General features: G+C 64.0%; 23 protein-coding genes. 16 read left to right on the top strand and 7 right to left on the bottom strand.

Annotated features, from left to right (window positions below; translation table 11 throughout):
• Positions 1-48: 48 nt before the first annotated feature.
• A complete protein-coding gene (locus tag ACFPWW_RS13175) occupies positions 49-636 on the bottom strand; it encodes a hypothetical protein (protein WP_377311989.1) in 588 nt (195 codons plus the stop codon).
• Between the two features lie 4 nt (positions 637-640).
• Entirely contained in the window at positions 641-1,027 is a 387-nt protein-coding gene (locus ACFPWW_RS13170) for an acyl-CoA thioesterase (RefSeq protein WP_112705912.1), read from the bottom strand.
• 299 nt (positions 1,028-1,326) lie between these two features.
• Between ACFPWW_RS13170 and ACFPWW_RS13165 the strand changes: the two genes are divergently transcribed.
• The 13 genes from ACFPWW_RS13165 to ACFPWW_RS13105 all read left to right on the top strand — a co-directional run bounded on the left by ACFPWW_RS13165 (position 1,327) and on the right by ACFPWW_RS13105 (position 14,154).
• Entirely contained in the window at positions 1,327-3,138 is a 1,812-nt protein-coding gene (locus tag ACFPWW_RS13165; protein ID WP_377311987.1) for a methyl-accepting chemotaxis protein, read from the top strand.
• A 336-nt stretch (positions 3,139-3,474) separates the two neighbouring features.
• Positions 3,475-4,815, top strand: a complete 1,341-nt coding sequence (locus tag ACFPWW_RS13160; RefSeq protein WP_377311986.1) for an extensin family protein — start codon at positions 3,475-3,477, stop codon at positions 4,813-4,815.
• 169 nt (positions 4,816-4,984) lie between these two features.
• Positions 4,985-5,914: a flagellin gene (locus ACFPWW_RS13155; RefSeq protein WP_112573016.1), complete on the top strand. Its 930-nt coding sequence runs from the start codon at positions 4,985-4,987 to the stop codon at positions 5,912-5,914.
• Positions 5,915-6,239: 325 nt separating this feature from the next.
• Entirely contained in the window at positions 6,240-6,629 is a 390-nt protein-coding gene (locus ACFPWW_RS13150) for a c-type cytochrome (protein ID WP_377311985.1), read from the top strand.
• Between the two features lie 145 nt (positions 6,630-6,774).
• Positions 6,775-7,593, top strand: coding sequence for a cytochrome c oxidase subunit II (locus ACFPWW_RS13145; RefSeq protein ID WP_112573020.1), 819 nt, complete (start codon positions 6,775-6,777; stop codon positions 7,591-7,593).
• A gap of 45 nt (positions 7,594-7,638) precedes the next feature.
• On the top strand, positions 7,639-9,408 hold the full coding sequence (ctaD, locus tag ACFPWW_RS13140) for a cytochrome c oxidase subunit I (RefSeq protein ID WP_377311984.1): 1,770 nt from the start codon (positions 7,639-7,641) through the stop codon (positions 9,406-9,408).
• Positions 9,405-10,124, top strand: coding sequence for a cytochrome c oxidase subunit 3 (locus ACFPWW_RS13135; protein ID WP_377311983.1), 720 nt, complete (start codon positions 9,405-9,407; stop codon positions 10,122-10,124). The genes ctaD and ACFPWW_RS13135 overlap by 4 nt, the downstream gene beginning before the upstream one ends.
• Positions 10,125-10,133: 9 nt before the next feature.
• Positions 10,134-10,853 (top strand): heme-copper oxidase subunit III family protein, encoded by a 720-nt coding sequence (locus tag ACFPWW_RS13130; protein ID WP_112753426.1) that lies wholly within the window; start codon positions 10,134-10,136, stop codon positions 10,851-10,853.
• A gap of 7 nt (positions 10,854-10,860) precedes the next feature.
• Entirely contained in the window at positions 10,861-11,223 is a 363-nt protein-coding gene (locus tag ACFPWW_RS13125) for a cytochrome C oxidase subunit IV family protein (RefSeq protein ID WP_377311982.1), read from the top strand.
• A gap of 208 nt (positions 11,224-11,431) precedes the next feature.
• Positions 11,432-11,668, top strand: a complete 237-nt coding sequence (locus ACFPWW_RS13120) for a hypothetical protein (protein ID WP_112573031.1) — start codon at positions 11,432-11,434, stop codon at positions 11,666-11,668.
• 7 nt (positions 11,669-11,675) lie between these two features.
• Positions 11,676-11,966 carry a hypothetical protein gene (locus ACFPWW_RS13115; protein ID WP_112573033.1) on the top strand — a complete coding sequence of 97 codons (291 nt, stop codon included), beginning with the start codon at positions 11,676-11,678 and terminating at the stop codon, positions 11,964-11,966.
• A gap of 503 nt (positions 11,967-12,469) precedes the next feature.
• Positions 12,470-13,396 carry an ABC transporter ATP-binding protein gene (locus ACFPWW_RS13110; protein WP_112573034.1) on the top strand — a complete coding sequence of 309 codons (927 nt, stop codon included), beginning with the start codon at positions 12,470-12,472 and terminating at the stop codon, positions 13,394-13,396.
• Positions 13,393-14,154, top strand: a complete 762-nt coding sequence (locus tag ACFPWW_RS13105; protein WP_377311980.1) for an ABC transporter permease — start codon at positions 13,393-13,395, stop codon at positions 14,152-14,154. The genes ACFPWW_RS13110 and ACFPWW_RS13105 overlap by 4 nt, the downstream gene beginning before the upstream one ends.
• Before the next feature lie 24 nt (positions 14,155-14,178).
• Here ACFPWW_RS13105 and ACFPWW_RS13100 read toward each other — a convergent pair whose 3' ends face one another.
• Together ACFPWW_RS13100 and ACFPWW_RS13095 are read right to left on the bottom strand one after the other, a co-directional pair.
• Entirely contained in the window at positions 14,179-15,246 is a 1,068-nt protein-coding gene (locus ACFPWW_RS13100) for a DUF1254 domain-containing protein (protein WP_377311979.1), read from the bottom strand.
• A 113-nt stretch (positions 15,247-15,359) separates the two neighbouring features.
• A complete protein-coding gene (locus ACFPWW_RS13095; RefSeq protein WP_377311977.1) occupies positions 15,360-15,914 on the bottom strand; it encodes an NUDIX hydrolase in 555 nt (184 codons plus the stop codon).
• A 111-nt stretch (positions 15,915-16,025) separates the two neighbouring features.
• Here ACFPWW_RS13095 and ACFPWW_RS13090 point away from each other — a divergent pair, with 111 nt between their 5' ends.
• Both ACFPWW_RS13090 and ACFPWW_RS13085 read left to right on the top strand, forming a co-directional pair.
• On the top strand, positions 16,026-16,670 hold the full coding sequence (locus tag ACFPWW_RS13090; RefSeq protein WP_377311976.1) for a DUF47 domain-containing protein: 645 nt from the start codon (positions 16,026-16,028) through the stop codon (positions 16,668-16,670).
• Positions 16,670-17,674 (top strand): inorganic phosphate transporter, encoded by a 1,005-nt coding sequence (locus tag ACFPWW_RS13085; protein ID WP_377311975.1) that lies wholly within the window; start codon positions 16,670-16,672, stop codon positions 17,672-17,674. The genes ACFPWW_RS13090 and ACFPWW_RS13085 overlap by 1 nt, the downstream gene beginning before the upstream one ends.
• A 3-nt stretch (positions 17,675-17,677) precedes the next feature.
• Here the strand turns inward: ACFPWW_RS13085 and ACFPWW_RS13080 are convergent, their stop codons facing one another.
• The 3 genes from ACFPWW_RS13080 to ACFPWW_RS13070 form a co-directional block, all read right to left on the bottom strand.
• Positions 17,678-18,577 (bottom strand): LysR family transcriptional regulator, encoded by a 900-nt coding sequence (locus ACFPWW_RS13080; RefSeq protein WP_112573045.1) that lies wholly within the window; start codon positions 18,575-18,577, stop codon positions 17,678-17,680.
• A gap of 45 nt (positions 18,578-18,622) precedes the next feature.
• A complete protein-coding gene (locus ACFPWW_RS13075) occupies positions 18,623-19,846 on the bottom strand; it encodes a multidrug effflux MFS transporter (RefSeq protein WP_377311974.1) in 1,224 nt (407 codons plus the stop codon).
• Positions 19,847-19,918: 72 nt separating this feature from the next.
• Positions 19,919-20,905, bottom strand: coding sequence for an aldo/keto reductase (locus tag ACFPWW_RS13070; protein ID WP_377311973.1), 987 nt, complete (start codon positions 20,903-20,905; stop codon positions 19,919-19,921).
• A gap of 210 nt (positions 20,906-21,115) precedes the next feature.
• Here ACFPWW_RS13070 and ACFPWW_RS13065 point away from each other — a divergent pair, with 210 nt between their 5' ends.
• Positions 21,116-22,132, top strand: coding sequence for a zinc-dependent alcohol dehydrogenase family protein (locus ACFPWW_RS13065; RefSeq protein WP_377311972.1), 1,017 nt, complete (start codon positions 21,116-21,118; stop codon positions 22,130-22,132).
• The last annotated feature ends 20 nt before the right edge of the window (positions 22,133-22,152 follow it).

Here is a 22,152-nt window from a genome sequence, read left to right as displayed (position 1 = left end):
AAAGAAGGCCCCTCTCTCTTGGGGGGGGGGGGGGGCGGTTTTCTTCCTTCAGATCAGATCGTAGAGCCTGAAAATCCACGAGATCTGATAGAGCAGCCCGACGCTCACGAAGACGGCATGAAAGCGCCGGTTCGCAGTCCAGGCCGCCACGATGCTGAGCGCGATGAATACGGCGTTGCGCAGCGGATATTCCCAGCCGAGTGCGGCCAGATAGGCCTTGCCCTTCAGGAGCGTGTCGAGAAAATCCACCACGTAGGTCACGGCCAGCATGCCGAAGAACCATCGGCGCCGGGAGATGAAATATTCCTCGTAGCCGCCGTAATCCTCCAGCGTCGTCGGGAAGATCAGCACGCAGAGGAAGAAGAACAGGCAGCAGAAGCTGATGAGGAAGAGATAGACGCCGAAGGAAATGACGGCGAGCGACTGCAGGCGATATTCCCACCACCAGAAATGGATGATGAAGAGGAACATTGAGGCGACCCAGCCGAGATGCACCCAGTAGACGCGGTTCTTGCCCGGAGACTGGACGATGCCGCCGAGGCCGGTGAGCAGGCGGGCGAGCGACAGGCCGATCACCATCGACATCACGGTGCGGATGTAGACGTAGACTTCCGGTGTCGCGGCCGTCTGCAGCATCGCCTCACTCCCGCGGGACGACCTTGGGCCTGCCGTCCTCGTCCAGCGCCACCATGATGAAGGTGCCGGCCGTGACCTTTTCCTGCTGGTTATAGCGCGAACGGTGCGCCCAGGCCTCGACGCGCAGCGTGATCGAGGTGCGGCCGACGCGTTCGATATCGGTATAGACCGACAGCGTATCGCCGATCTTGACCGGCAGTTCGAAGGCCATTTCCTTGACGGCGGCAGTCACCACGCGGCCCCTGGCGCGCTCGGCGGCGCGGATGCCGCTGGCAAGGTCCATCTGCGCCATGACCCAGCCGCCGAAAATATCGCCGGCCGGATTGGCGTCCCCCGGCATGGCGAGCGTGCGCAAGGTGAGTTCGCCCGTGGGCTTGGCGGCATCGGTCATCAGGGCTCTCCGTTTGGCCGGTGATTCATCTGGGATCACCCTAATGCAAAGGCCAGCCGCTGGGAAAGGGCGCAAAATCATCGGTTTGCGCCCTGCGGCGGCGAAAATCGCCGCCTGCCTCAAAAAAATCTCAAGCGTTAAAATCCGGTTTTGATTCAATTGCTTGATCTTGCCGCGAAGGCCGTCTCGAATGCCTTACGCAGCGTTATTTCATTGTATTCTAATAAAGTTTTACGGTCCGGTAAGCGGCTCACATCAGTATCTGATCATTGTCAGATATAAGAATCGCCGGGAACCCCATGCGCAACATCAGGATTTCAACCCGCCTTTACAGCCTCGTCGCCTTCACGCTTGCCGTGCTGGCCGCCACCATGATCTTCTTCCTCAACTATTCCTATTCCGAGCTGGAGGCCGAGCGCAAAGCCGGTCTCGCGCAGATGGACGCGACCGCGCTTGCCATCTTCGACAAATATTACAAGCTCGAACAGGCGGGCACGATGACCCGCGAGCAGGCGCAGGCGGCGGCCAAGGATGTGATCGCCTCCATGCGCTACGGCAACGGTACCGGCTATTTCTGGATCAACGACATGAAGCCGGTCATGGTGATGCATCCGATCAAGCCGGAAATGAACGGCACGGATCTCAGCCAGAACAAGGACCCGAAGGGCAAGTTCCTCTTCGTCGAATTCGTCAATACGGTGAAGGCGAGCGGGCAGGGCTTCGTCGATTATTACTGGCCGAAGCCCGGCGCCGACCAGCCGGTGCTGAAATATTCGCATGTGGCGGGTTTTGCGCCCTGGGGCTGGATCGTCGGCACCGGCGTCTACGCGGATGACCTTGCCGCGCTCTATTACCAGAACGCCATGTGGACGGCCGTGGTCGGCCTTGCCGGCGCGCTCGCCACGCTTGCCATCGCCTATGCGATCGTGCGCAGCGTGACCGCGCCGGTCGCCCGCCTCAAGGCGGCGATGAACGCGATTGCCGAGGAGGACGCCGCCGTCGAGATCACCGATGCCGGCCGCCGCGACGAAATCGGCCAGATGGCGAAATCGCTGATCGTGCTGCGCGATTCGGTTGCCGAGCGGGCAGAGCTGCGGGTGCGCGAGGACGAGCGCCAGCGGGAGATCGAAAGCGAGCGGCGCGGCAACGAGGCGAGCCTGCGCTCGTCCTCGGAACGCCAGACGGCGGCCATGCAGGCGCTCGGCGCCGGGCTGGAGCGGCTGGCGGCCGGCGATCTCACCGTCTCGATCGGCGATCTCGGCCAGGATTACGCCAAGCTGCGCGGCGATTTCAACGCCGCGGTCGATGCGCTGAACGGCGTCATCCATGCAATCGCCGAATCGAGCCATGTCGTCGACGACAGCGCCCGCGACATCAGCGAGGCGACCGGCAACCTTTCCAAGCGCACCGAACAGCAGGCCGCGGCACTCGAAGAGACGGCAGCCGCGCTCGACGAAATCACCGCCACCGTGCGCACCGCCTCCGAGCGGGCCAACGAGGCGCGCGCCATGGTGGCGGAAACGAAGACGAGCGCCGGCAAGTCCGGCGAGATCGTGCGCAACGCCGTCTCGGCCATGAGCCGCATCGAGGATTCCTCGAGCCGCATCAGCCAGATCATCGGCGTCATCGACGAGATCGCCTTCCAGACCAACCTGCTGGCGCTGAACGCCGGGGTGGAGGCAGCGCGCGCGGGCGAGGCCGGCCGCGGCTTTGCCGTCGTCGCGCAGGAAGTGCGCGAGCTCGCGCAGCGCTCGGCCAATGCCGCCAAGGAGATCAAGGCGTTGATTTCGAGCTCGGCTGCCGAAGTCGAAGGCGGCGTGGCGCTGGTGCGCTCCACCGGCGACGCGCTGGTCGAGATCGAGGCACTGGTCAACCGCGTCAACGCCCATGTGGATTCGATTGCGACCGCCGCCCGCGAACAGGCAACCGGGCTGCACGAGATCAACACCTCCGTCAACCACATGGACCAGATGACCCAGCAGAACGCCGCAATGGTCGAGGAAACCACGGCGGCCAGCCAGACGCTGGCGCAGGAGAGCCGGCAGCTGCGCTCGCTCCTGTCGAAGTTCCAGCTGCGCGGGCAGGCTGCGCGGATCAGCCGCGCCGCCTGAGGCGGGAAAGCATTTCAGGGTGCGACGGGCCACGGCAGGGCATGCCGTGGCTCTTTTTCTGCTTTCTGTTCTCGGTGGTTCCGGGGCTGACCACAGGCCTCGTGTTTCGCCCCCTGGAGGGAGCGGCCGGCCTTGGCGGTCCAGCCCGCTGCATCGCTCCGCGCCCGCCGCATCGCTTCCCGAAGGTGCCCACATACCTCTTTGGCGCGAAGAGGCGGCCCCGATCCGCCATTCTCCACACGTAAAGCTTTCATTCACCGTTTTTACTTAAATTTGAATCGAGGTTTTCAGATCACAGGCCGCCCAGAATAAGAACGGAAAGCGGAAGCGATAAGTATGGCGTTTGTCTCCCTTCTCCGGCGTGCCGCCCTGCCAGCCCTGCTTTCCGCGGCATTGACCACCTGTTCGATCAGCGACGGGCTGGTGCCGCCTGAAAATATCGACCGCGGCACGCGGGTCAGCTCCATTTCGCCGCGCCAGCCGGTGCGCATGGCGCCGGCCCAGAACCAGCCCTATCCCGCAGCCAATGCGCCCGTCGGCAATATGCAGGGGCAGGTCGACTATCTCGATACGCCGAACCTTGCCGGCACGGGCCGGGATATGCGCGCGCCGGCCGCCGGTGCCGGCCAGCCGGGGCGGCGCCTGCCGATGATCGACAGCGACGAGGCGCTTGCGCAGGGACAGTATCAGGGGCAGGGCCAGCAGGTCGCCTCGAACGGCAACTGGGGCGGCGTGAAGCCGCTCGCCATTCCGCCCGGTGGCGTCAACATGGACGAGGAGCTTGGCGCCGGGGCGGGCAACGATCCCGTCGTCGGGCTGGCCGAGGACGAGCAGCAGCAGATTGCCGAGGTCAATGCGAGCGAGCCCGTGGTCGACGGCATCGGCACGGACAATCCGACCCAGCTCAACCAGCGCACCATGCCGCAGCCGGTTGCCGCCGGCCAGATCGGCCGCGCGCCGATGCGCGCCGCCGGCAGCCGCGCCCAGACCTGGAGCGACGGCAGCCCGGTCGTGGCGCCGGCCCGCGTTCCGCAAGAGGACGAGCCGCAGGAAGTCGCCATGCTGCGGCCCAGCAATCCGATGATGAGCCAGCCGGCCCCCGTCGATCCCGGCGTCATGCCGGCTTCGGAGCTTGCCTGCCGGCGCGAATTGAAGCGCCTGGGCGTGATCTTCGAGGATCGCCCGCCGATTTCCAACGGGCCGTCCTGCCAGGTGCCTTATCCCGTCTCGCTGAAGGGCCTTTCGGGCAATATCGGCGTCAAGCCGGCGGTGGTCCTCAACTGCCAGGTGACGCTCGCCTTCGCCAAATGGGTCAAGAACGAACTCGCCCCTTCGGCCCGCTTCCGCTACTGGACCGGCATCAAGACCATCGAGCCGCTCGGCGGCTATTCCTGCCGGCGCATGAACAACAGCCTGCAGCGCTACAATCCGATCTCCGAACATGCCAAGGGCAACGCCATCGACGTCGGCAAGTTCGTGCTGAAGGACGGCCACGAGATCGACGTGCGCAAGAAGGGCCTGTTCTCCTTCCGCGAAGGGCGGCTATTGAAGGCGGTGCGCACCGACAGCTGCAACTATTTCACCACCGTGCTCGGGCCGGGCTACAATCCCGAGCACTGGAACCATTTCCACTTCGACCTGATGTCGCGCAAGAGCGGAAGGGTCGTGTGCAAGTAGGCGGATAATACAGGAAATTTAAAGCTGTTCTGCGAGCCGGCTGTGAGATCGAGAACACTTTAACAAGGAATTGTTAACCCTGTCCCGGCGATAACCGTCCCCACCTTCCGAGTGCATGACGCATCGATTTTCCTGCCAATGACCGCTTACAATGAAATTGAGGTTGTCGATGTCGTCGATCATCACGAACAATTCCGCCATTGCCGCGCTTCAGACGCTTCGCAACGTCAGCAGCAGCCTTCAGGATACCCAGCAACGCGTTTCCTCGGGCTACCGGGTGGAGAAAGCCGCCGACAACGCCGCCTATTGGTCGATCGCCACGACAATGCGATCCGACAACAAGGCGATGTCGGCAGTTTCCGATGCGCTCGGCCTCGGCGCAGCGAAGGTGGATACGGCCTATACGGCCATGTCGAATGCGATCGACGTGGTGGACGAGATCAAGGCGAAGCTCGTAGCCGCATCGGAGAAGGGCGTCGACAGGAGCAAGCTTCAGGACGAGATCGATCAGCTGCAGGATCAGTTGATGAGTATTGCTCAGTCGGCCACGTTTGCCGGTGAAAACTGGATGATGGGTACCCACGGAACAAGCCGCTCTGTGGTCACTTCTTTCGTGCGCGACGGCAACGGCAATGTGAAGGTGATGACGACAGACTATTCGGTGGTCGCCGTATATACCGGGGACAGTAACACCCTATTCGGATCTGCAGTGACCGGCAGCCTTGGAATGACGAGCACAGGGATTCTTGGCTTGAGCTTCGGGAACTTGTCGGGCCAGTCTGTCTATGAAATGGATATTACGACGTTGACGACGGGCGGCCTGGCCGATGCACTGCAGGACGTCGAGAATGCCTTGCGGCAGATGAGTAGTACAGCATCCGAACTCGGCTCGCTGCAAAAGCGCATCTCCATGCAGGAAGATTTCGTCTCCAATCTCAGCGATTCCATCGACAGCGGCGTCGGGCGGCTGGTCGATGCCAATATGGAAGCGGAGTCTTCGCAGCTATCGGCGCTGCAGACGCAGCAGCAGCTGGCGGTGCAATCTCTTTCCATCGCCAACAGCGCGCCGCAGAACATCCTGTCGCTTTTCCGCGGCTGATGACGGCTTCGATTGGCCCGGTGCAGAGAGAGCTGTTCGCGAATAATCCCTGAACCTCTGATCCGAGCGGGTAAAATCGATACGCCCTACCGTCACAGCGCTTTCGGCCGGGGCGAGTGCCGATGCCATCTGGCGGCATGTGCAGGGGCTTGCCGAGCCCGCGGCAGGGCTGACCGCGCGGGGCGCCGGCGCCGGCGGACTGCAATCGCGGTGCCGTTGACTTGCTCCCGCGAAGGACTAGATTTTGATAGATCGCAACCGCCGTTCGCGCAAATGTCGCGGAGGCGGGCGTGGCTGGGCAACCTTGAGGAGGATGGGGTTTGCCGTGGTTTACCGTCTCGTTCTGCTGATCGGTGCGTGCCTGATTGCCCTCTGTCCCGGCGCCGCAGCGGCGCAGGAGGGCGATGCGACGGCCGGTGCCGTGGTTTTCAAGAAATGCGCGACCTGCCATGTCGTCGATTCCGATACGAACAAGGTCGGCCCGTCGCTGAACAAGCTGTTCGGCCGGCAGGCCGGCACGCATCCCGATTTCGCCTATTCGAACGGAATGAAGGCGGCCGGCGAGGGCGGCCTCGTCTGGGACGAGGCGACGCTGCGCGATTACCTGCATAATCCGAAAGCGAAGGTGAAGGGCACCAAGATGGCCTTTGTCGGCGTCAAGGACGATCAGGAGATCACCAATCTCATCGCCTATCTCAAGCAATATTCGCAGTAGGGGCATACTCCGAACGGTCGGTCGGCGGCCGGCCGGCACATGCCTAAATTGCCGTAATTGTCGATATTTTCCATCTGTGCGATAATAATTTCGGACTTTTTGCGGAATGCGGTTTCACGGTCAACCTGCTCGGGGAGGGGCGGAAATGGCTGTTGTGCTGATCCTTGTCCTGATTGTCGTCGGCTCCGTGCTGTTTCATGTGCTGAGCCCGTGGTGGTGGACGCCGATCGCGTCCAACTGGAACTATATCGACAGCACGCTCGTCATCACCTTCTGGATCACCGGCATCGTCTTCGTGGCGGTGGTCTCCTTCATGGCCTATTGCGTCTACCGCTTCCGCCACAGGCCGGGCAACCGGGCGCATTACGAGCCGGAGAACCGCCGGCTGGAAGTGCTGCTCGCCTCGGGAACGGCGGTCGGCGTCGCGGCCATGCTGGCGCCCGGCCTGGTCGTCTGGAACCAGTTCATCACCGTGCCGGCCGATGCCGCCGCGGTGGAGGTCGTCAGCCAGCAATGGCTGTGGAGCTTCCGCCTGCCGGGCGCCGACGGCAAGCTCGGCCGCGCCGCCACGCGCGACGTGACGCCCGAAAACCCGCTCGGCCTCGACAGGAACGACGCCAGCGGCCTTGACGACATCATCGTCGAGGGCGGCGAGCTGCACCTGCCGGTCGGCAAGCCGGTGCATGTTCTGCTGCGCTCGGTCGATGTGCTCCACGATTTCTACGTGCCGGAATTCCGCGCCAAGATGGACATGATCCCCGGCATGGTCACCTATTTCTGGCTGACGCCGACGCGCACCGGAACGTTCGAGATCCTCTGCGCCGAGCTTTGCGGCGTCGGCCATCCGCAGATGCGCGGCACCGTGGTCGTCGACGAGGACGCCGACTACCGGACCTGGCTCGGAGAGCAGCAGACGTTCACCCAACTGACCGCATCGTCGGGAGAGCCGCCGCCGGCAAACTGAACAGGCAAGGACCGCGCGGCATCGGGAAGGAAAGGGAAGAGAGATATGGTCGAGATTCCATCCGGCAGCATCCCCTCCGCCGAAGTCGAGGATGTCGAGCTTTATCACCCGAAAAGCTGGTGGACCAGATATGTGTTCAGCCAGGATGCCAAGGTCATCGCCGTGCAATATGCGCTGACCGCCATCGCGATCGGCATGGTGGCGCTGGTGCTTTCCTGGCTGATGCGGCTGCAGCTTGCCTTTCCCGGCTATTTCGCCTTCATCGATGCCGACCACTATTACCAGTTCATCACCATGCATGGCATGATCATGGTGATCTATCTGCTGACGGCGCTCTTCCTCGGCGGTTTCGGCAATTACCTCATTCCGCTGATGGTCGGCGCGCGCGACATGGTCTTTCCCTATGCCAACATGCTGAGCTACTGGATCTATCTGCTTGCGGTGCTGATCCTGGTCGCGGGCTTTTTCGCCCCCGGCGGCCCGACAGGGGCGGGCTGGACGCTCTATCCGCCGCAGGCCGTCCTGTCCGGCACGCCCGGCGGCAAGGACTGGGGCATCCTCTTGATGCTGGTTTCGCTGATCGTCTTCATCATCGGCTTCACCATGGGCGGGCTGAACTATGTCGTGACCGTGCTGCAGGGGCGCACGCGCGGCATGACGCTGATGCGCATGCCGCTCACCGTCTGGGGCATCTTCACCGCCACGGTGATGGCGCTTCTGGCCTTTCCGGCGCTCTTCGTCGCCTGCGTCATGATGCTGTTCGACCGCCTGCTCGGCACCAGCTTCTTCATGCCGGCCATCGTCGAAATGGGCGAGCAGCTGCAGCATGGCGGCGGCAGCCCGATCCTCTTCCAGCACCTGTTCTGGTTCTTCGGCCATCCGGAGGTCTATATCGTGGCGCTGCCCGCCTTCGGCATCGTCTCGGACCTCATCAGCACGCATGCGCGCAAGAACATCTTCGGCTACCGCATGATGGTCTGGGCGATCGTCATCATCGGGGCGCTCAGCTTCGTCGTCTGGGCGCACCACATGTATGTCAGCGGCATGAACCCGGCCTTCGGCTTCTTCTTCGCCACCACGACGCTCATCATCGCGGTTCCCACCGCCATCAAGGTCTATAACTGGGTGCTGACGCTGTGGCGCGGCGATATCCACCTGACGCTGCCGATGCTCTTTGCGCTCGCCTTCATCGTCACCTTCGTCAATGGCGGGCTGACGGGCCTGTTCCTCGGCAATGTCGTCGTCGACGTGCCGCTGTCGGACACGATGTTCGTCGTGGCGCATTTCCACATGGTCATGGGGGTCGCGCCGATCCTCGTCATCTTCGGGGCAATCTGTCACTGGTATCCGAAGGTGACGGGGCGCATGCTGAACGAGACGCTCGGCCAGATCCATTTCTGGATCACCTTCCTCGGCACCTACGCGATCTTCTTCCCGATGCATTATCTCGGCCTGCTCGGCGTGCCGCGCCGCTATTACGAGCTTGGGGAGACGGCCTTCGTGCCGGCCTCGGCCCATTCGCTGAACGTCTTCATCACCGTCATGGCGCTCATCGTCGGGGCGGCGCAGATCCTCTTCCTGTTCAACCTCTTCTGGAGCCTGTTGCGGGGCCGGGAGGCCGGCGGCAATCCGTGGCGGGCGACGACGCTCGAATGGCAGACGCCGCAGACGCCGCCCGCGCACGGCAACTGGGGCAGGGACCTGCCCGTCGTCTACCGCTGGGCCTATGACTATAGCGTGCCCGGCGCGGCGGAGGATTTCATCCCGCAGACGGTGCCGGCTGCCGGCGGCGTCACCCGCGAGGTTCCGGCATGAACGTCACGCTGATCTTCCTTGCCGCAATCGGCGCCATCATCGTCTGGTGGCTCTCCGGGCAGCGGCTGACCTCGAAACCGTGGCTGGAAACCGGCTCTCTGCAGCTGCCGGCCCATGACGATGCCGGCCGCCACCGGCAGCCGGTGCCGGCGGTCAAGATCGGCCTTTTCGTGTTTCTCGGCGTCGTCGGCGCGCTCTTCAGCCTTGGCGTCAGCGCCTATTTCATGCGCATGGGCTTGGCGGACTGGTGGGGAATGCCGGTTCCGCGCCTGCTCTGGGTCAATACGGCCGCCCTTGCGCTCAGCAGCGCGGCGCTGCAATGGGCGCGGCACGAGGCCCGCAACGGGCGCATGGAAAGCCTGCGGCCGGCGCTGGTGACGGCGCTTGCGCTTGCCGCCTTCTTCCTCGCCGGCCAGCTGCAGGCCTGGCGGCAGCTTGCGGCGGCCGGTTACGTGCTTGCCGACAATCCCGCCAACAGCTTCTTCTACATGCTGACCGGCCTGCACGGGCTGCATATTCTCGGCGGGCTCGGCGTGCTCGCGCATACGACGGTGCGGTCGTTTTCGCCGGACGCGCCGCCGGAAAGGCTGCGGCTCAGCGTCGAGCTGTCGGCCATCTATTCGCATTTCATGCTCGCCGTCTGGCTGCTGCTCTTTGCGCTCTTTGCCGGCTGGGCGAACGATTTCGTCGATCTCTGCCGCACATTGCTGAACTAGGGGGTACGGATGGCACAGACTGTCGGGACACATGGGGAGGCAAGCGTCAGGCCGGCCGGCCTGCGCGGCGTCGCGGCCGATTTCAGCTCCGACCAGCGCGCCTTCAAGACCGCCTCCTGGGGCAAGGCGATGATGTGGATCTTCCTGCTCAGCGACACGTTCGTCTTCGGCTGTTTCCTCATCGCCTACATGACCGCGCGCATGTCGACCCCGGTCGCCTGGCCGAACCCGAGCGAGGTCTTCGCCCTGCATATAGGCGGGCAGGATGTTCCGCTGATCCTGATCGCCATCATGACCTTCGTGCTGATCTCCAGCAGCGGCACGATGGCGATGGCGGTCAATTTCGGCTATCGCCGCGAGCGCGGCCGGACGGCGGCGCTGATGCTGCTGACAGCGCTGCTCGGCGCCACCTTCGTCGGCATGCAGGCCTTCGAATGGACGAAGCTGATTACCGAAGGCGTGCGCCCCTGGGAAAACCCCTGGGGGGCGGCGCAGTTCGGCTCGACCTTCTTCATGATAACCGGCTTTCACGGCACCCATGTCACGATCGGCGTCATCTTCCTCCTCATCATCGCCCGCAAGGTCTGGCGCGGCGATTTCGACGTGGAGCGGCGCGGCTTCTTCACCAGCCGGAAGGGCCGCTACGAAGCCGTCGAGATCATGGGCCTCTACTGGCATTTCGTGGACCTGGTCTGGGTCTTCATCTTCGCCTTCTTCTATCTGTGGTGAGGTCGTCATGAGCGAGACAACGGCACATGCGCAAAGCCCGGCGGTCCCGGCGGCGGAACACGGGCAGCAGCACCCGATCCGGCTCTATCTTCTCGTCTGGGGCCTGCTCTTCGTGCTCAGCGCCTTTTCCTACATGGTCGATTATCTCGGCATCCAGGGTTATCTCAGATGGACGCTGATCCTGCTGTTCATGATGCTGAAGGCGGGGCTGATCGTCGCCGTCTTCATGCACATGGCCTGGGAGAGGCTGGCCCTGGTCTACGCCATCCTGCTGCCGCCGCTACTGGTGCTGGTCTTCGTGGCGCTGATGGTATCGGAAGCCGATTATACGATCCTCACCCGGCTCGCCTTTTTCGGGGGCGGGGTGTAGCGGCAACGGGCGGCAACGTCATCGGAAAAGCAGGGGGACGCAGCGCATTGGTTTTTCCTTTCGAGGCGGTTGCGGGGGTGCCGGCAGGCCCTGAACCGGGCCATGCCCGCGCGCTCCAGGGAAAATTTTTGCGTCCTGAATTTTGTGTGGAACTCTCTGCCGCGTCGCGCGTTTGGCAGCATCTTTACGGAGCGATCGGGAGGAGATCATGCAACCGAAGATCGGAACGGATGCGCCTGCGGACCGCTGGATCGGTGCTGTGGAGCTTGCGATCGTGCAGAAGGCCTTCGACAGGCTCTGCGCAGAGCGCGGCATTTCACGCGACTGCACCGAGGCGCGCGAACTCGCTCGGGTGACAATCGACCTTTACCGGCAGGGTGCCGACAGCGAATACAAGCTGCATACCATGCTGTCGGGATCCGATTTCAAGACACCGGCCCTGTGAGGGGCGCATGAGCAATATCGTAACATTCCCACGCCGGAACCTCCGGCCGCAGCGGCCGTCCTATGTCGGCTCGGCACGGCAGGTGGAGGGGCGCATCGCCATTCTGGAAACGATCGCGAAGATCACCGTTCGCGACAGCGCGTTCACGCCCTACGAGCAGGCGGCCCTTCTGGCGAAGCTGAGGACCGCGATCCGCGCCGAATGCGTGGCGCACAAGCTGTCGCCGGACGAGCAGTTCGAAACGATGCGTTATGCCGAACGGCTTCTCCACGATATTCTCGACAGCCTCGACGACTGACGCGGCCACCTTCACGCCTTCTTCTCCGGCGCGCTCGGGCTCGTCGATGCGCCGGCAGCTTTGAGGCGCCTTTCAAGCCGGCTAAGGATAAAAAGAAAGCCGGCCCAGGGCCGGCTTAGACGAACACGGCTGAACAGGGGTACTGGCCGGTTCCTGGCATTTCGTGACTGACAATCAATTTCACTACAATGCCGAGGCCAGCAGAAAGGGCGTAACGAGATCGCCGAAAGGGCGGCTCCGCAAAGGGGTGGGCGGCGGGCGGGAGCCGGTGCTGTCCTCGCGTGTTTTTATGCGGGACGAACATCACCGATTGATGACATCGGCGGCCCGCCGGCAACTTTCTTTTTGCCGGCCGCATTATCCTGTGGACAGGGCTGCCCGCCGGTTTTGCGGCCCGACAGGCGGATGGCGTGAATGCTGTGTTCAGCCCCTTCGGGATGTCAAACTTTCACAAAACGGCTATATAGCGGGCCAAATTCGATCCGATATCCGCAAAGAGCCCCATGGCACCGATCATTTCCGTCCAGAATCTCACGAAAACCTATGCCAATGGCTTTGAGGCGCTGAAGGGCATCAACCTTCAGATCGAGCGCGGCGAAATCCTGGCGCTGCTCGGGCCGAACGGGGCGGGCAAGACGACGCTGATCTCGATTATCTGCGGTATCGCCAATCCGAGCGGCGGCACCGTCACGGTCGACGGCCACGACGTGGTGAAGGATTTCCGCGCCACGCGCACGATGATCGGCCTCGTGCCGCAGGAACTGACCACCGACCAGTTCGAGACGGTGTGGAACACGGTGAGCTTTTCGCGCGGGCTGCACGGCAGGAAGGCGGACCCGGCCCATATCGAAAAGGTGCTGCGCGACCTGTCGCTGTGGGACAAGAAGGACAATACGCTGCGCCAGCTTTCGGGCGGCATGAAGCGGCGCGTGCTGATCGCCAAGGCGCTGTCGCACGAGCCCTCGATCCTCTTCCTCGACGAGCCGACGGCGGGCGTGGACGTGGCGCTGCGCAAGGACATGTGGCAGGTGGTCGAGCGGCTGCGCGCCTCCGGCGTCACCATCATCCTGACGACGCATTATATCGAAGAGGCCGAGGAAATCGCCGACCGCGTCGGCGTCATCAACGGCGGCGAGCTGCTGCTCGTCGAAGACAAGCAGGCGCTGATGGCCAAGCTCGGCCGCAAGCAGCTGATCCTCGAACTCAACGATCCGCTGGAGAGCCTGCCCGACTGTTTTGCCGGCAACGGCCTGTCGATCGAGGCCGAGGGCAACCGGCTCGTCTACGAATTCGACACGCGCAACGAGCACGAAAGCGTGGCCTCGCTGCTGACGCGGCTTGGCGAAAACAACATCAATTTCCGGGATCTTTCGACGCGCCAGAGCTCGCTCGAAGACATATTCGTATCGCTGGTGGGAGCGGCAAAATGAATTTCGAGGCGATCAAGTCGATCTATTTCTTCGAGATGGCCCGCACGCGGCGCACGCTGCTGCAGAGCGTCATTTCGCCCGTCATTTCCACCTCGCTCTATTTCATCGTCTTCGGGGCCGCCATCGGCACGCGCATCCAGCAGGTGGAGGGCGTTTCCTACGGCGCCTTCATCACGCCCGGCCTCATCATGCTGACGCTGCTCGGCCAGTGCATCGGCAACGGCTCCTTCGGCATCTATTTTCCGAAATTCACCGGCACGATCTACGAGATCCTGTCGGCGCCCGTCGCCATGACGGAGATCCTGATCGGCTATGTGGGGGCGGCCGCCACCAAGGGCCTTATCATCGGCACGATCATCCTCATCACCGCCAACCTCTTCGTGGACGTGCGCATCGAGCACCCGTTCATGATGGTGCTGTTCTTCCTTCTGACCGCCGTCAGCTTCAGCCTGTTCGGCTTCATGATCGGCATCTGGGCGACGAATTTCGAGCAGCTGAACCTCATCCCCATGCTGGTGGTGCCGCCGCTCACCTTCCTCGGCGGCAGCTTCTATTCCATCAACATGCTGCCGCCCTTCTGGCAGGCGGTCAGCCATTTCAACCCGGTTCTCTACCTCGTCAGCGGCTTCCGCTGGAGTTTTTACGGGATTGCCGACGTCAATCCGCTCATCAGCCTCGGCATGATCGCGCTGTTCCTGCTGATCTGCCTGACCACGCTCGGCTGGATCTTCAAGACGGGCTACAGGCTGCGCAACTGACGGGGCGGCAGCACGCCCCACAGCCTACTTCCCGACCGGCTGCGGCTCCGGGAACGTCCAGCTTCCATCCATGATCGGCTGGCGCGGGCGGTAGAGGCGCACGGTATAGTTCCAGCCCTCCACGATGGGCAGGCAATTGACGATCTTGCCGTCGCAGCCGCCGAACTGCACCTTGACCGTACCGTCGGCCTCCCTGGCAGCGGTGATATTGTTCAGCGTATAGGCGTCGAGCTTGTTCTTCTCGTAATAACCCTGAGCATTATAAACGCTGACCGACCAGAAGCCGTCGACGGGGACATCCTTGACCGTGAGCCGGTAGACCGTCTCGCCGTCGTTCTTCGGCGGCGTCTCGTTCAGGTAGATTGCGTCCTTCTCCGGATTGCCGCCCCAGCCGACCGCGGTGCCGATCAGGTGGCGGATCGGATCGACCGCGTCCCTGGTGCCGAAGGCGCCCCGGAAATCGGGAATGGTCGCGCCCAGCACGATCAGCGCGTCACGGATCTCCTTCTGGCTCGCCTGGTCCCAGTCCGGCGCTTCGAATTTTCCGGCGTCTGCCGGGCTGATCGTCATGGCGTCCTGAAGGCTGTGAACCTGCTTGAGATCTTCGGGATTGCCGGGATCGACGAGGGTTCGGATCGCAACGAAAATGTAGCGCGTGCCTGCCGCCGCCCGGTCGTAGGTATAGCTGCCCGCATCATATTTGACGTCGCCGACGACGTAATGGTCTTCATTGATGACCTGCATCGAGCGGAAACGTTTGCCGGCATCGGGCAGGGTGACGGTGACCGGTCCGGCATCGAGGTCGATGACGGCGGAGGAGTAGAGCGTATCGCGATTGGTCCGGATGACGGCCTGATGATCGATGTCAACAGGCTCGCGGTGATGGTGGAAGCTGCCGGTCTTGCCGCCGGAATCCTTCACCGCGCTGCCGAAATAGAGGTCGGATTCGGCGCGGGCGAAATTGTCGACGGTAACGGGCATGGCCGTCTGCGCCCCGGCCGGCGCGGCGAGCGCGAGCGCCAGCGTGGCGATGGCGGCGTGGCGGGCAATGCCGGCAGGCACTGTGGCGGATGCAGGCTTGGACCCTCTCATGGCTCTTCCCCCTCGCGCGGCTTTCCGGGGAGGAGCCTTTCACAAGCCTTCATCCGGGAGAAGTACGTTACCGTAAACGCCGATGTAAATGAGGCAGCAGCAAGGGCTGCGGCTCAGGCCTTGCTTTTGCGCGCCTGCTTGCCCAGCCGCGGGCGGAAATCGACGAGCAGGGATTTCAGTTCGAGTTCGCGCACGCGCCGGGCCGCCTCGTCGGGGCTTACCCAATCGAGCCGGCGCTGGCCGGTTTCGCGGAACCGGTCCTGCGTATGCTCGACCTCGATCTGGAAAATATCGACGATGCAGGGCGCGACGTCGCCATTGTCCAGCTCCTTCAGATAGGTGTAGCGGCCGACCGGCTGTTTGCTCACCGCCCCGCGCACGCCGCCTTCCTCCCAGGCCTCGATGGCGGCGGCCTCGTGCGGCTTCTTCTTTTTCATCGGCCAGCCCTTGGGAATGATCCAGCGGCCGCTGTCGCGGGTGGTGACGACGAGGATTTCGATCTCCGAATGATCGGTCCTTGGCCCGCCGTTCCTGTAGCGGAAGCAGAGCGCGCCGTATTGCTGGCGAAAGGCGCCGGAAAAAAGCTGCTGCGGCCGCTCCGCAAGCTGTTTCAACAGGGGCCTTGCCGGCCCAGCGTCGGATTTTGTGCCTTTTTTGCTGGATTTCATGACGCCGAGCATTGCCAATTTTTACATTTTGGATCAATTCCCTGCGACGATTTATGACACATTTATGACAGTCTTTGATGACCGTCGTCCGCAAGGGAAGGATCGCCCGGAATGATGAGCGTGTTTCGCAAGATGATGCCGCGGGAAGACCGCTTCTACGAGATGTTCTGCAGGCATGCGAAAACCGTGGTGACGGCGGCCGAGGCGATGGAGAAACTTCTGAAGGGCGAGGCGGTCGAGGAGAATTGCGACCGTATCGTGGCGTTGGAGGACGAGGCCGACCAGATTACCCGCGAAGTGCTGCAGGCGATCCGCCGCAGCTTCATCACCCCCTTCGACCGCGGCGACATCAAGGATCTGATCCAGTCCATGGACGATGCGATCGACATGATGCACAAGACGGTCAAGATCATCCGCCTGTTCGAGCAGTCGCGTTTCGATCCGCTGATGCAGGAAATGGGGGGCGAGATCGTCAAGGCCGCGGGCCTCATGCAGCAGGCGATCGGGCTGCTCGACAAGCTGGGCGCCAATGCCTCCCGGCTCTCGGCGATCGCCGAGGAGATCACGCGGGTCGAGGGCCGGTCCGACGAGCTGCATGACGAGGGGCTGAGGGACCTCTATCGCCGGCATGGCGCCAGCGGCAATGCCATGGCCTATATGATCGGCAGCGAACTCTACAGCAACCTGGAGAAGATCGTCGACCGGTTCGAGGATGTGGCGAACGAAATCAGCGGCGTCGTCATCGAGAACGTCTGATGGAAGCCACTCTCTCCCTTCCGCTGCTGATCGGCCTGATCGGCGTGGCGCTGTTCTTCGATTTCCTCAACGGGCTGCACGACGCGGCGAATTCGATTGCGACGATCGTTTCGACGCGGGTGCTGCGGCCGCAATATGCCGTCGCCTGGGCGGCGTTCTTCAATTTCATCGCCTTCCTGTTCTTCGGCCTGCATGTGGCCGAAACGCTCGGCACCGGCATCATCGATCCGGCGATCGTCTCGCCGCAGGTCATTTTCGCGGCGCTCATGGGCGCGATCGTCTGGAACATCGTCACCTGGCTGTTCGGCATTCCCTCGTCGTCGTCGCATGCGCTGGTCGGCGGGCTGGTCGGGGCGGGGCTGGCGAAGGTCGGCGTCAGTTCCATCGTCTGGAGCGGCCTGCTGAAGACGGTCGGCGCGATCGTCCTGTCGCCGGCGATCGGCTTCCTGCTGGCGCTGTTCTTCGTGCTCGTCGTCTCCTGGATGTTCGTGCGCCAGACGCCCTTTGCGGTCGACAGCACCTTCCGCGTCATGCAGTTCGTCTCGGCCTCGCTCTATTCGCTGGGCCATGGCGGCAACGATGCGCAGAAGACCATGGGCATCATCGCCGTTCTTCTCTTCAGCCAGGGGCAGCTCGGCCCGAGCTTCCATGTGCCGCTCTGGGTCGTCATTTCCTGCCAGTCGGCAATGGCGCTCGGCACGCTCTTCGGCGGCTGGCGCATCGTTCACACGATGGGCTCGAAGATCACCCGGCTGAACCCGATGCAGGGCTTCTGCGCCGAGACCGGCGGGGCGCTGACGCTCTTTGCGGCGACATGGCTCGGCATTCCGGTATCGACGACCCACACGATCACCGGCGCGATCATCGGCGTCGGCGCCGCGCGGCGGCTTTCGGCCGTGCGCTGGGGTGTCGCCGGCAATATCGTCGTCGCCTGGGTCGTCACCATGCCGGCCGCCGCCGCCATCGCCGCCGCCTGCTACGGGATTGCCGGCCTGTTCCAGTAGGGCCTACGGCCTGCCGCGATAGCGCAGCGCATCGACGAGGATGGAGAAGGCGGCCGAGGGCTGGCGGCGGCTCGGGTAATAGAGGTGGTAGCCGGAAAACCACGGGCACCAGTCCTCCATCACGCGGACGAGCGCGCCGGATTCGAGTTCGGCCTCGGCCATGTCCTCCATGACGAAGCCGAGGCCGAAGCCGGCGACGGCGGCGCGCACGATCATGCCGGTATTGTTGAAGGCGAGCTGGCCGTCCACGCGCACGCGCAGCTCGCGGCCGTCCTTTTCCAGCTCCCAGGCGTAGAAGCCGCCGCCGCTCAGTTGCCTCAGATTGATGCATTGGTGTGCCGCAAGGTCCTGCGGGCTTTTCGGCACGGGATGGCGGGCGAAATAGTCGGGCGAACCGACAATCGCCATTCTCAGGTCGGGGCCGATCCTGACGGCGACCATGTCCTTGGCGAGCGCTTCGCCGAGCCGCACGCCGGCATCGAAACGTTCCGCGACAATGTCGGTGAAGCTGGAATCGAGCCCGAGTTCGACATGAATATCGGGATAGTCGTGCAGCAGGTTCTTCATGACCGGCCACAGGATGGTGGTGGCCGCATGTTCGGCGGTCGTGATGCGGATGGTCCCGGCGGGGCGCTCGCGCAATTCGCCGAGCGAGGCCAGTTCGGCGCCGATACTGTCGAGCGCCGGCCGCAGCGTCGCAATCAGCCGGTCGCCGGCTTCGGTCGGGGCGACGTTGCGGGTCGTGCGCGTCAGCAGCCGCACGCCGAGGCGGGTTTCCAGCCGCCGGATCGTGTGGCTGAGCGCCGATTGCGACGTGCCGAGCCGGGCGGCGGCGCGGGTGAAGTTCTGCTCGTCGGCCACGGCCAGGAAGGCATGGAGATCGGCCAGTTCCTCGCGCTTCATTCATGAATGCCTTTAATGGATGGGCTGCCGGTTCCTAGTTTCCGCTCATGAACCCGCCCGGTCAAGACGGCCGCCTTGCGGCAACGAGCGAAAGGCTTGCAAAGCTGCCGAGCCGGCGATGCCGCTGCCATAGTGCAGCGCGCCGACGAGGGCGGAGACGGCGCCGGCGCGGGCGGGAAAATCCTGCAGCGCGCCGCCGATGGAATTGGCGACGATCAGGCCCGACCAGGAGACGAAGAGAAGGAGCAGGGTGGCAAGCGCCCAGAGGCCGCCCCAGCCGGTCATGCCGGCGGCAAGCGTGGCAAGGCCTGACATCATGGCGCCCGACGTGCCGATCTTCAGCATGGTCGTCGTGCCGAGGCGGGCGACGAGGCGCGAGTTCAGCATGTTGGTCGCCATGATGCCGACAATGCCGAGCGCAAAAACGATGCCGTAGAGTTCGGGGGCGACGCGGTAATAGTCGATATAGGCGAAGGGCGTGCCGGCAATATAGGCGTAGATGCCGGCATAGAAGAAGCCGCCGGCCGCGGCAAAGCCGAGAAGCCGCCGGTTGCGGATCAGGCTGGCGTAGCCGGCAAGCGCCGACATGATCGGCTCGCGGTTGCGCCGCTCTTCGGCAAGGGTTTCGGGAATGGTGAAGAGGGCCGCGAGCGTGGCGAGGCCGACGGCAACCAGCACCCAGAAGATCGTGCGCCAGCCGGAGAGCGCCAGGATCTGGCCGCCGACGATCGGCCCGAGCAGCGGCGCAATCGCCATGACGGTCATCAGGGTCGAGAGCATCTGGGCGGCGCGGCTTCCTTCATAGAGATCGCGCACCATGGCGCGCGCCAGCACCACGCCGGCGCAGGCGCCGAGCGCCTGCACGACGCGCCAGCAGATCATTTCGCCGGCCGAGTTCGAGATCGCGCAGCCGGCCGAGCCGATGACGAAGAAGAGCAGGCCGACGGCGACGGGAAGCCGGCGGCCATGCCTGTCGCCGAGCGGCCCCCAGAAGAGCTGGCCGAGGCTGAAGCCGATGAGGAAGCCGGAGACGGTAAGCTCGATCGAGCCGGTATCGGCGCCGAGATCGCGGCCCATCGCCGGCATGGCGGGAAGGTAGAGGTCGGTGGAGATCGAGGCGAAGCCCATGAGGGCGCTCAGCACCGCAAGCACGCGCAGGCGGGGCGGCGTCGCGGCGGGCGGGGTCGCAGTGGGCGGGGACGGGGCGGGCGGGGTCAGGGCAATCGTTTCCGCGCGGTCGCCGGCGGAGCCTGCAAGTTCATGGGCCATGCGTCTTCTTTCGGCAAACGGGTCGAGGCCGGGGTGTTGCGGCCCCGGCCTGCCTTGCTGGGAGGCCGGGCCTCAGAGGCCGGTCATCTTCATCAGCCGCTCGGGATAGCGGTCGCCCTCGACCTGGATCTTTGCGGCGGCCGCTTCCAGATCGGCGAGTTCGGCGGCCGTGAGGCTGAGATCGGCGGCGCCGAGGTTTTCCTCCAGCCGGTGCAGCTTGGTGGTGCCGGGGATCGGCACGATCCAGGGCTTTTGCGCCAGCAGCCAGGCAAGCGCGACCTGGGCCGGGGTTGCCTTCTTGGCTTGCCCGACCTGGGTGATGAGATCGACCAGCGCCTGGTTCTTCTCCATCGCGTCGGGCGTGAAGCGCGGCAGGTTCTTGCGGAAGTCATTGTCGGCGAGCTTGCTGTCCTTGCTCATCGCGCCGGTGAGGAAACCCTTGCCGAGCGGGCTGTAGGGCACGAGGCCGATGCCGAGTTCCTCGCAGGCGGCAAGGATGCCGTTCGTTTCCGGGCCGCGCGTCCAGAGCGAATATTCGTTCTGCAGCGCCGTGACCGGCTGCACCGCATGGGCGCGGCGCACGGTGGCGGCACCGGGTTCCGACATGCCGAAATGCCTGACCTTGCCGGCGGCAATCAGATCCTTGACCGCACCGGCGACATCCTCGATCGGAACCTCGGGATCGACACGGTGCTGGTAGAAGAGATCGATCGTCTCGATGCCGAGCCGCTTCAGCGAGGCATCGGCGACGCGCCTGATATTGTCGGGGCGGCTGTCGAGGCCGGCCTGCCTGCCGTCTTCGAAGCGGAAGCCGAACTTGGTGGCGATGACGACCTGATCGCGCACGGGGCGCAGCGCCTCGCCGACGATCTCCTCGTTGGTGAAGGGGCCGTAGACCTCCGCCGTGTCGAAGAAGGTCACGCCGCGCTCGACGGCGTCGCGGATCAGCCTGACGCTGTCGCCGGTCGCCAGCGAATGGCCGTAGGAGAAGTTGAGGCCCATGCAGCCGAACCCGAGGGCCGAGACTTCCAGGCCCCGGCCGAGAATGCGCTTTTTCATGATCTTGCCTTTCCGTTGGATGACCGGAAGATAGACCAGCCGGCCGGCTTCGATTAGCCCGCGCAATCGGCATGTAGTCATGAACGGGATTCATGACCGCATGCCGAGCTGCCCATCTAATCCGATCAATGGAGGGGTGGTAGATTCGATCCTGAGCACCGTGCGGACCCGCTTCGAGGACGCGCGGACCGATCAGAAAAGGACATGGCCATGCTGGCAACAATCATGCGCGCCCCCGGCGACGTGCGCTGCGAGGAAGTCGCCGAGCCGACGATCCAGAAGCCGACCGACGCGATCATCAAGCTTTCGGCATCCTGCATCTGCGGATCGGACCTCTGGCCCTATCGCGGCCTCAACGAGGTGAACGAGCCGAGGGCGATGGGCCACGAATATTGCGGCATCGTCGTGGAGGTCGGCAGCGCGGTGAAGACGGTCAGGCCCGGCCAGTTCGTCGTCGGCTCCTTCTGCCTGTCCGACAATACCTGCCCGCATTGCCGGTTCGGTTTCCAGTCGTCCTGCGAGCAGCGCGAATTCATGAGCGGGGCGCAGGCGCCTTTCGCGCGTGTGCCGCTTGCCGACGGCACGCTGGTTGCGACCTCGGCGCTTCCCGCCGACGACCTGATCCCGAGCCTGCTTGCCGTTTCCGACGTGCTCGGAACCGGCTGGTATGCGGCGGACGCGGCGGGCGTGCAGGAGGGCTCGACCGCCGTCGTCGTGGGCGACGGCGCCGTCGGGCTGATGGGCGTGCTTGCCGCAAGGCAGATGGGTGCGGCGCGCATCATCGCCATGAGCCGCCACAAGAGCCGCCAGGACCTGGCGCTGGAATTCGGCGCGACCGACATCGTTTCCGAACGCGGCGAGCATGGGGTGGCGCGGATCAAGGAACTGACCGGCGGCGTCGGCGCCGACAGCGTTCTGGAATGCGTCGGCACGCAGGAATCGATGGGGCAGGCGGTCGATTGCGCCCGTCCGGGCGGCAAGATCGGCTTCGTCGGCGTGCCGCACGGCGTCACGTTCGACGGCCAGCAGCTGTTCTTCCAGCAGAAGAGCCTGCTCGGCGGGCCGGCGCCGGTGCGCCGCTATCTGCCCTATCTGATGGATCTCGTCCTCGACCGCACCATCAACCCCGGCAAGGTCTTCGACCTGCAGATCCCGCTTGAGGATGTGGCCGAAGGCTACAGGGCGATGGACGAGCGCCGCGCGATCAAGGCCCTGCTCAGGGTCTGAGAAAGCCGGCAGGAGATTTC

Origin of the sequence: Rhizobium sp. GCM10022189 (assembly GCF_042656325.1) — a bacterium.
In the GTDB taxonomy this organism is placed as follows: domain Bacteria; phylum Pseudomonadota; class Alphaproteobacteria; order Rhizobiales; family Rhizobiaceae; genus Rhizobium.
The sequence above is the reverse complement of the archived record's forward strand: the minus strand, read 5'-3'. Positions and strand labels throughout refer to the sequence as shown.

Coding starts and splice junctions, on each gene's coding strand:
- ACFPWW_RS13175 (WP_377311989.1), bottom strand. CDS start 636: ATGCTGCAGACGGCCGCGACACCGGAAGTCTACGTCTACATCCGCACC.
- ACFPWW_RS13170 (WP_112705912.1), bottom strand. CDS start 1,027: ATGACCGATGCCGCCAAGCCCACGGGCGAACTCACCTTGCGCACGCTC.
- ACFPWW_RS13165 (WP_377311987.1), top strand. CDS start 1,327: ATGCGCAACATCAGGATTTCAACCCGCCTTTACAGCCTCGTCGCCTTC.
- ACFPWW_RS13160 (WP_377311986.1), top strand. CDS start 3,475: ATGGCGTTTGTCTCCCTTCTCCGGCGTGCCGCCCTGCCAGCCCTGCTT.
- ACFPWW_RS13155 (WP_112573016.1), top strand. CDS start 4,985: ATGTCGTCGATCATCACGAACAATTCCGCCATTGCCGCGCTTCAGACG.
- ACFPWW_RS13145 (WP_112573020.1), top strand. CDS start 6,775: ATGGCTGTTGTGCTGATCCTTGTCCTGATTGTCGTCGGCTCCGTGCTG.
- ctaD (WP_377311984.1), top strand. CDS start 7,639: ATGGTCGAGATTCCATCCGGCAGCATCCCCTCCGCCGAAGTCGAGGAT.
- ACFPWW_RS13135 (WP_377311983.1), top strand. CDS start 9,405: ATGAACGTCACGCTGATCTTCCTTGCCGCAATCGGCGCCATCATCGTC.
- ACFPWW_RS13130 (WP_112753426.1), top strand. CDS start 10,134: ATGGCACAGACTGTCGGGACACATGGGGAGGCAAGCGTCAGGCCGGCC.
- ACFPWW_RS13125 (WP_377311982.1), top strand. CDS start 10,861: ATGAGCGAGACAACGGCACATGCGCAAAGCCCGGCGGTCCCGGCGGCG.
- ACFPWW_RS13120 (WP_112573031.1), top strand. CDS start 11,432: ATGCAACCGAAGATCGGAACGGATGCGCCTGCGGACCGCTGGATCGGT.
- ACFPWW_RS13115 (WP_112573033.1), top strand. CDS start 11,676: ATGAGCAATATCGTAACATTCCCACGCCGGAACCTCCGGCCGCAGCGG.
- ACFPWW_RS13110 (WP_112573034.1), top strand. CDS start 12,470: ATGGCACCGATCATTTCCGTCCAGAATCTCACGAAAACCTATGCCAAT.
- ACFPWW_RS13105 (WP_377311980.1), top strand. CDS start 13,393: ATGAATTTCGAGGCGATCAAGTCGATCTATTTCTTCGAGATGGCCCGC.
- ACFPWW_RS13100 (WP_377311979.1), bottom strand. CDS start 15,246: ATGAGAGGGTCCAAGCCTGCATCCGCCACAGTGCCTGCCGGCATTGCC.
- ACFPWW_RS13095 (WP_377311977.1), bottom strand. CDS start 15,914: ATGAAATCCAGCAAAAAAGGCACAAAATCCGACGCTGGGCCGGCAAGG.
- ACFPWW_RS13090 (WP_377311976.1), top strand. CDS start 16,026: ATGATGAGCGTGTTTCGCAAGATGATGCCGCGGGAAGACCGCTTCTAC.
- ACFPWW_RS13085 (WP_377311975.1), top strand. CDS start 16,670: ATGGAAGCCACTCTCTCCCTTCCGCTGCTGATCGGCCTGATCGGCGTG.
- ACFPWW_RS13080 (WP_112573045.1), bottom strand. CDS start 18,577: ATGAAGCGCGAGGAACTGGCCGATCTCCATGCCTTCCTGGCCGTGGCC.
- ACFPWW_RS13075 (WP_377311974.1), bottom strand. CDS start 19,846: ATGGCCCATGAACTTGCAGGCTCCGCCGGCGACCGCGCGGAAACGATT.
- ACFPWW_RS13070 (WP_377311973.1), bottom strand. CDS start 20,905: ATGAAAAAGCGCATTCTCGGCCGGGGCCTGGAAGTCTCGGCCCTCGGG.
- ACFPWW_RS13065 (WP_377311972.1), top strand. CDS start 21,116: ATGCTGGCAACAATCATGCGCGCCCCCGGCGACGTGCGCTGCGAGGAA.